Annotated in this window: 7 protein-coding genes; 2 read left to right on the plus strand and 5 right to left on the minus strand. The window is 70.3% G+C overall.

Going from position 1 to position 7,386, the window contains the following annotated elements:
- The 3 genes from ccsA to RT051_RS13890 form a co-directional block, all read right to left on the minus strand.
- Positions 1 to 793, minus strand: a 793-nt coding sequence (gene ccsA, locus RT051_RS13880) for a cytochrome c biogenesis protein CcsA (protein ID WP_313077551.1), incomplete at its 3' end; no start/stop codon positions are given.
- Positions 790 to 2,952 (minus strand): cytochrome c biogenesis protein ResB, encoded by a 2,163-nt coding sequence (locus tag RT051_RS13885; RefSeq protein ID WP_313077552.1) that lies wholly within the window; start codon positions 2,950 to 2,952, stop codon positions 790 to 792. The genes RT051_RS13885 and ccsA, both read right to left, overlap by 4 nt.
- A gap of 141 nt (positions 2,953 to 3,093) precedes the next feature.
- Positions 3,094 to 3,771 (minus strand): c-type cytochrome, encoded by a 678-nt coding sequence (locus tag RT051_RS13890; RefSeq protein ID WP_313077554.1) that lies wholly within the window; start codon positions 3,769 to 3,771, stop codon positions 3,094 to 3,096.
- 89 nt (positions 3,772 to 3,860) lie between these two features.
- On the opposite strand from RT051_RS13890, the gene yihA reads away from it, so the two are divergent.
- Together yihA and RT051_RS13900 are read left to right on the plus strand one after the other, a co-directional pair.
- Positions 3,861 to 4,595, plus strand: coding sequence for a ribosome biogenesis GTP-binding protein YihA/YsxC (gene yihA, locus RT051_RS13895; protein WP_313077555.1), 735 nt, complete (start codon positions 3,861 to 3,863; stop codon positions 4,593 to 4,595).
- Positions 4,596 to 4,637: 42 nt separating this feature from the next.
- Positions 4,638 to 5,540 (plus strand): alpha/beta hydrolase, encoded by a 903-nt coding sequence (locus RT051_RS13900; RefSeq protein WP_313077556.1) that lies wholly within the window; start codon positions 4,638 to 4,640, stop codon positions 5,538 to 5,540.
- Between the two features lie 50 nt (positions 5,541 to 5,590).
- Here the strand turns inward: RT051_RS13900 and RT051_RS13905 are convergent, their stop codons facing one another.
- Positions 5,591 to 6,463, minus strand: coding sequence for a lipid A biosynthesis acyltransferase (locus RT051_RS13905; RefSeq protein WP_313077557.1), 873 nt, complete (start codon positions 6,461 to 6,463; stop codon positions 5,591 to 5,593).
- Positions 6,460 to 7,317 carry a lysophospholipid acyltransferase family protein gene (locus tag RT051_RS13910; protein WP_313077558.1) on the minus strand — a complete coding sequence of 286 codons (858 nt, stop codon included), beginning with the start codon at positions 7,315 to 7,317 and terminating at the stop codon, positions 6,460 to 6,462. The genes RT051_RS13905 and RT051_RS13910 overlap by 4 nt, the downstream gene beginning before the upstream one ends.
- Positions 7,318 to 7,386: the final 69 nt, after the last annotated feature.

Here is a 7,386-nt window from a genome sequence, read left to right on the forward strand (position 1 = left end):
TGCCGTAGCCGATGAAGTTGGCCGGCACGTGCAGCTTCATCCACCAGCTCTTGAGCGCGGGCACCAGCGGCTGGATCTCGTGCGCCTCGCGCACCACCGTGTACCACAGCAGAAAGCCCACGGCGGCGCTCACCACCAGCATGACGAAGCTGCCCAGGGCGCGCGTGGCGTACTGCTCCTCGTAGTAGAGGTAGAACAGCGCCGTCATCCAGCAGAACATGACGAAGACTTCGTACAGGTTGCTCACCGGGATGTGGCCGATGTCGGGGGCGATCTGGTAGCTCTCGTACCAGCGCACCATGGTGCCGATCAGCGCCAGGCCGACGGCCACCCAGGCCACGCGCGAGCCGATGCGCATCATGGTCTGGCGCTCGCCCCCGGCGAAGATGCCGGCCCAGTAGAAGGCCGTGCTCATGAAGAAGAGCATGCTCATCCACAGGATGGCCGACTGGCTGGACAGGAAATACTTCAGCAAAAAGACGCTGTCGGCGCGCGCCAGGTCGCCGCCCGCGTCGCCCTGGTACAGCCCGATGGCCGACAGCGACAGCGCTGCCACCGCCACCATCAGCCACAGCAGCGGCCGCCAGAACCAGCCCAGCCAGATGGCCGTGGGGATGGAGCCGAGCAGGATGCCCTTCTCGTACACGTCCATGTGCGCGCCGTAGCGCTGCAGGGCGAACAGGCCGCCGACGGTCACGGCTAGGGCGAACAGCCAGTCGAGCCAGTTGCGGCGCGCGAAATAGCCCGGGCCGCCCAGGCTGTAGGTCGTGGCGGAAGAGGTGGCGGTGTTCATGGGGACGTACCTCCCTCGGCGGGCAGGCCGAGCAATTGGGTCTTGAGCTGGTGGAACTCGCGCTCGCCGTCCAGCGTCTTGCGGTTCATGGACAGGGCCATGGTGGCGCGGGCGCCCGCGCCCTCGGGCGCCAGCCACACCCACAGGCGCCGGTCGCGCACATACAGCATGGCAAAGACTCCCAGGATCAGCAAGGCGCAGCCCAGATAGACCACATTCTTGCCCGGGGCCCGGGCCACCTGGAAAACGCTGGCCTGCACCTGCTTGAAGTCCGCCAGCTCCAGCGCCAGGGGCGCGGGGTAGGCCTGCGAGTCGCTCAGCGACAGCACGGCCTGCGTCATGAAGGCGCGCGTGCGCTCGTCGGGCGCCAGCGGCGCCAGCCCGGCCTGGCTGCGCGAGAGCTGGGCCAGCTCGAACAGGGCGCCGTTCAGGATGCGCATCAGCACCTCGCCGGCGCGCTCGCGCTCAGCCTCGGGCACGTTGGCCTCCATGAAGTCGGAGATCGCGATCAGGCCGCCCTGCGGCCGGCCGGCGCGCGGCTCGTGCTCGCCCGCGAACAGCGCCAGCGCCCGCCCGGCGGAGAGCGCCAGCTGCTCGGCCAGCTCGGGCCGCGCGCCGTCGACCGCCGCGGTGGCGTAGCGGCGCACCGCCTCCTCGCGCATCTGCGGGCTGGCCAGCGCCCGGCGCAGGCGCAGGAAGTCGTCCATGCCGCCCTCGGCGTCGGTGGGCACGCGCAGGTAGCGGAACTGCTCGGCCGGCGTGTCGCGCACGCCCAGCAGGTACACCGGCAGCTGGCCGTCGCGCATGTCCACGGGCAGCATGTAGTTGTGATATTCACGCGCCTGGCCGGCGGCGTCGCGCAGCTTGTAGGTCACGCTCGGGCCGACGTTTCTCAGCTCGCGGCGCGAGACGGTCTTGTTGCCCGCGCCCAGGCGCGACTCGATGGACGAGCGCAGATCCACGCGGCGCACGTCGGTGGCCGAGCCGGAGGCGCCCGCACCCTCGGCGTCGCCGAAGTTCTCCACGTTGAGCACGCGCAGGCCGGTGAACTCCAGCGTCAGCGGCCCGGGCAGGCCCGGCTGCGTCAGGGCCGCGGAGTTGCCGATCACGCCCTCGACCTCGAACGGCGCGATGCCGGGCACCAGCGGCCGGGCGCGCAGGCGCACCTGCGAGCCGCCGTCGTCAAAACTCGACTGGTAGATCTCCACGCCCTTGTAATTGGCCGGGTGGTTGACCTCGATGCGCTTGGCCACCGACTCGCCCGTGGCCCGGTCGTGGATCACGATCTCGCTGGCGAACAGCTTGGGCATGCCGGTGGAGTAGTGCTCGACGATGAACTTCTTGAGCTCCACCGAAAACGGCAGCTCCTGCAGCAGCAGGCCGTCGGACTGGTTCAGGATGGCGGTGCTCGACTGCGTGCCCTCGGAGACCAGCAGGTTGCCGCGAAAGGTCGGGTTGCGCGGCGACAGCCAATGCTCGGGCGCCACCTCGGAGATCAGCCCGCCGCCGGTGTAGGGCGTCTTGCCGCCCAGCCACATCTGGGCGCGCACGATCAGGTCGCCGTCGAGCAGGCCGCCCAGGCAGATCAGCACGATGGCGCTGTGCGCGGCGATGTAGCCCAGCTTGTGGGCCGTCCCCGCCTTGGCGGCCACCATGAAACCCTGGCCGGCGGCCGTCTCGCGCTGCTGCACGCGCACCTTCCAGCCGCGCGCCACCAGTTGGTGGCCGATGCGCTCGGCCGCGGCGCCCGGCGCCTCGGTGGCCAGCTCGGCGCCGGCCTTGTGGCCAAAGGCGTGCAGGCTCTTCTCGCGGATGTTCTCCTTGTAGTTGCGCATGTCCACCAGGTACTTGGGCGCGTGCCGCGCGATGCACAGCGACGTGCTCACCACCAGGAAGGCCAGGATCAGCAGGAACCACCAGGCGCTGTAGACGGCGTTGAGCTTGAGCGCCAGGAACAGGTCGGCCCAGAACGGCCCGAACTGGTTCACGTAGTTGTTCACCGGCTCATGCTGCTTCATCACCGTGCCGATGACCGAGGCGATGCAGATCACCGTCAGCAGGGCGATGGCAAAACGCATCGATGCAAGCAGTTCGAGCAGCGGGCGCAGCAGCGGCTCGCGGCGCCGGGGGGCGCTGGCGGTGGCGGGAATGTCAGACATGGAAGATGTGGGGCCCGGATAAGCGAAGGGCGGGCCATCCGTTGCAGATGGCCCGCCCGTCTTGAGTGCGATTATCCCGCCGAGGTTCCGGGTGCGCGGCGCTTACACCCTTCCCGCTTGACGTGAATCAGCCGGCGCGCCTCAGCGCAGGCCGGCGATGTAGTCGGCAACGGCGCGGATCTCGCGGTCGTTGAGCTTGGCGGCCACGTCGGTCATCTGGGGGCTGTTGGCACGCTTGCCGTCGCGGAACTCGACCAGCTGCTGGGCCGTGTAGTCGGCGTGCTGGCCGGCCAGGCGCGGGTACTGGGCCGGGATGCCGGCGCCGTTGGGGCTGTGGCAGCCGGCGCAGGCAGCGATGTTGCGGTCCTGAACGCCGCCGCGGTAGATGCGCTCGCCCAGGGCCACCAGGTCCTTGTCCTTGGCGAAGCCTTCCTTGGCTTTCTGCGAGGCCAGCCACCAGGAGACGTTGCGCATGTCCTGCTCGCTCAGCATGGCGGCCATGCCCTGCATGACGGCGCTGGGGCGCTTGCCGGACTTGAACTCCTGCAGCTGCTTGACCAGGTATTCCGGGTGCTGCTGGGCCAGCTTGGGGTTGGCGGCGATGGTGGAGTTGCCGTCGGCGGCGTGGCAGGCCACGCAGACCGTGCCGTAGCTGGCTTCGCCCCGGGCCAGGTCGGGTTTGGCCGGAGCCTGCGACGCTGCCGGTGCTGCGGCGGCTGCAGGCGCCGCCGGTGCGGGCGCTGCGTCATCCGCCGCGGCGGCCGAAAAAGCGGGGGCTGCGAGCGCGGCAGCCATCAGCAGGGAGGCAAGCAACTTCATATCGGAGGGATTCTTGTGAGAAGGGCGCAAAACCCCGCGATTCTACAATGCATGCCGTTGCAATCCCCCGCCTCGCGCACCCCCTCCCGATGACGACCTCCACCGGCGCGCCCGACGCGTTTCCCGCACCCGACGCCAAGGTGGCCCTCGGCTGGATGCACACGGCACGCTTTCTGACCACCGCCGCCCAGCTGCACCACCTGCCGCCCATCGCCGTGCCGGAGATCGCCTTCGTCGGCCGCTCCAACGCCGGCAAGTCCACCTGCATCAACACCCTGACGCAGCAGCGCCAGCTGGCCTTTGCCTCCAAGAAGCCCGGCCGCACCCAGCACATCAACCTGTTCGCCCTGGGCCGCCAGGGCGTCATGGACGCCGTGCTGACCGACCTGCCCGGCTACGGCTACGCCGCCGTCTCGCGCGAGGACAAGCAGCGCTGGCAGCGCGTGATGCTCAACTACCTGATCAGCCGCGAGAGCCTGACGGCCATCGTGCTGCTGTGCGATCCGCGCCTGGGGCTGACCGAGCTCGACGAGGCGCTGCTGGACGCCGTGCGCCCGCGCGTCGAGGCGGGCCTGAAATTCCTAGTGCTGCTGACCAAGGCCGACAAGCTCAACCGCGCCGAGCAGGCCCGCGCCCTGTCCATCACGCGGCTGCAGGCCGGCGGCGGCGAGGTGCGGCTGTTCTCCGCCCTCAAGCGCCAGGGTGTGGACGAGGTGGCACAGCTGCTGTGGCAGTGGGCGCATCCGGCGCACGATGCGGACGCACCGCCCCCGGCGGACGACGCGCCGCCCTCCGATCCCCATATTGAGCCAAATCCGGCTTGAACCGGCGCCATTCGGCGGCATGTGACTATTAAAAGCATAGCAATGGAAATCCAGAAAATCACCCATTGCCTGCCGCACGGCATCGACTTGCACTGCCGCGCAGCCGGCGAGACGGGCCGGCCGCTGCTGCTGTTCCTGCACGGCTTTCCCGAAGGCGCGTTCGTGTGGGATGAGCAGCTGGCGCATTTCTCGCAAGCGGCACACGGCGGCTGGCGCTGCGTCGCACCTTTCCTGCGCGGTTACGCGCCCTCCAGTACGCCGCCCGAGGTGCGCGACTACCGCGCCCGGGTCCTGGTACAGGACTTGGCCGCACTGATCGCCGCCGAGGCCGGGCCGCAGGGCGGCGCCGCCGCCGTGGTCGCGCACGACTGGGGCGGCGCGCTGGCCTGGAACCTGGCGGCGCTGCAGCCCGAACTGGTGCAGCGGCTGATGATCCTGAACGCGCCACACCCCGGCGCCTTCGTGCGTGAGCTGCAGGGCAACCCGGCGCAGCAGCGCGCCAGCGACTACATGCACTTCCTGTGCCGCCCGGACGCCGAGGCGCTGCTGGCCGAGCAAGACTTCCGCCGGCTGGAAGGATTCTTCGCGCGCGCGGACGGTCGCCTGCCCGAGTGGTTCACGCCCGCGTTGCGCCAGCGCTACCACGCACTGTGGAGCGCGGGCCTCACCGGGCCGTGCAACTACTACCGCGCCAGCCCGCTGCGCCCGCAGAGCGCGGGTGACGCGCCCCTGGCGCAGCTGCCGCCGGAGCTGCTCACCGTGCGCGTGCCGACAAGGGTGTTGTGGGGCCTGGACGACCCGGCCCTGCTGCCCGCGCTGCTCGATGGCCTGGAAGCCTGGGTGCCCGACCTGCGCGTGCAGCCGGTGCCCGGCGCCAGTCACTGGATCGTGCACGAGCAGCCACGCGTCGTGCAGCTGGCGCTGGCCGGCCTGCTGGCGGGTTGACTCATTTTTTTGTAGCTGCCCGCCGTTGATTGGCGCCGGCGAACACCAATTTATTCATATAGCGGCGGCCGACCGTCCGGTCGCGTCTTGAAGCGCCGGTGCACCCAGTAGTACTGCGCCGGCATGGTGCGGATCGCCGCCTCCAGCTCGCGGTTCATGCGCGCGGTGTCGGCCACGTGGTCGTCGGTCGGGAAGTGCTCCCAGGCGGGCGTCAGCACGGCCTCGTAGCCCTCGGGCGTCATGCGGCTGTACAGCGCCACCACTCGGGCGCGGCCCAGCCGGGCAAAGCGCGACAGCGACGGAATGGTCGCGGCATCGGGCACGGCAAAGAAGGGCACGAAGACCGAGTCCGCCGGGCCGTAGTCCATGTCGGGCAGCAGGTACAACAACCCCCCCTTGCGCAGGCACGAGAGGATGGGCTTGACCCCGTCGGCGCGGTTGAGCATGCGTACCTTGCCAAAGCGCTGGCGCCCGGCCATGAACCAGCGGTCCAGCACCGGGTTGGGGTGCGTGGCGAAGATCGAGGTGAACTCGCGCGTGGTGTTCAGCGGCAGGGCCAGGCCGCCCGCGTCCATGCTGTAGAAGTGCGGCGCAAAGACGATGGTCGGCGCGTCGCCCTCCAGCTCGTGTACGGCGCCGGTCAGGCGCACGCGACTGCGCACCAGCGCCTCCGGGCCCGACCACAGCCAGCCCCGGTCCAGGAAGGTCTGGCAGAACACCTCGAACGACTGGCGCGCCCAGGCGCGGCGCTCGCCGGCAGGCACCTCGGGAAAGCACAGCTCCAGGTTGCGCAGCGCCACGCGCCGGCGCGGCGCAGCCAGCACGAACAGCACGCGGCCTATCCACGCACCCAGCGCGCGCAGCATGGGCAGGGGCAGGCGCCCGAGCAGGTTCAAGAGGGCGATGCCCAGGCGCGCCATCATGTGCCCACCTCCGCCAGCGCCTGCGCCTCGGCGCGCGGCTGCTTGTAGCGCGCGTAGCCCCACAGGTACTGCTGCGGGCAGGCACGGATCTGCTGCTCCATGGCGGCATTGAGCTGGCGCACGGCCTCGGGCAGGTCGGCGGACAGCTCCTCACCCAGCCCCTGCAGGTGCAGCCGGTAGCCGCGTCCCCGGGCCAGGCGCTCGCAGCGCGCCAGCACCACGGCGGCGCCGGTTTGCTGCACCAGCCGCGCGGCCAGCGTCATGGTGTAGGCCGGACGGCCGAAAAAGGGCGACCACAGGCCCATTCCCTCGGGCGGCACCTGGTCGGGCAGCAGGCCCACGGCTTGGCCGCGGCGCAGCGCCTTGATCATCTGGCGCACGCCCTGCAGGCTGGTGGGCACCGCGGCAATGCCCGGGCGGCTGCGCGCCGTGCGCATCAGCTGCGCCAGCCAGGGCTGGCGCGCCGGGCGATACAGGATGGTGAAGGGCCCGTGCGCGCCGGCCCAGCGGCGCGCGCCCTCCTGGATGGACATCTCGAAGCAGCCGAGGTGAGGCGTGAGAAAGACGATGCCGCGCCCGGCCGCCCAGGCCGCCTCGACGCATTCGGCGCCCTGCACCTCGCACGGCGGCGGCTCGCCTGCCAGCCACAGGCGCGGCGTCTCGGCCGCCATGCGCCCGGCGTGCGCCACGGCCGCGCGCACCTGGCCGAAGGCGTAGCCGGCCTGCGCGGCGTTGGCCAGGAAGCGGCGCCGGTAGGTCGGCGAGGCCAGGAAGGCCACCCATCCCAGGGCTGCGCCCAGCGCGTGGAGCAGGGGCAGGGGCAGCCTCGAAAAAAGGCGAAAGACGGATGGCATTAAAATGGCGGGCTGTCGCCGAGTTAAATGAGCAACTTGCAGGGCGACGTTAAACACAACTGCTAAAGC

It is taken from the genome of Melaminivora sp., from assembly GCF_032059615.1.
Taxonomy (GTDB): Bacteria; Pseudomonadota; Gammaproteobacteria; order Burkholderiales; family Burkholderiaceae_C; genus Melaminivora.

Coding starts and splice junctions, on each gene's coding strand:
- RT051_RS13900 (WP_313077556.1), top strand. CDS start 4,638: ATGGAAATCCAGAAAATCACCCATTGCCTGCCGCACGGCATCGACTTG.
- RT051_RS13910 (WP_313077558.1), bottom strand. CDS start 7,317: ATGCCATCCGTCTTTCGCCTTTTTTCGAGGCTGCCCCTGCCCCTGCTC.
- RT051_RS13890 (WP_313077554.1), bottom strand. CDS start 3,771: ATGAAGTTGCTTGCCTCCCTGCTGATGGCTGCCGCGCTCGCAGCCCCC.
- RT051_RS13905 (WP_313077557.1), bottom strand. CDS start 6,463: ATGATGGCGCGCCTGGGCATCGCCCTCTTGAACCTGCTCGGGCGCCTG.
- yihA (WP_313077555.1), top strand. CDS start 3,861: ATGACGACCTCCACCGGCGCGCCCGACGCGTTTCCCGCACCCGACGCC.
- RT051_RS13885 (WP_313077552.1), bottom strand. CDS start 2,952: ATGTCTGACATTCCCGCCACCGCCAGCGCCCCCCGGCGCCGCGAGCCG.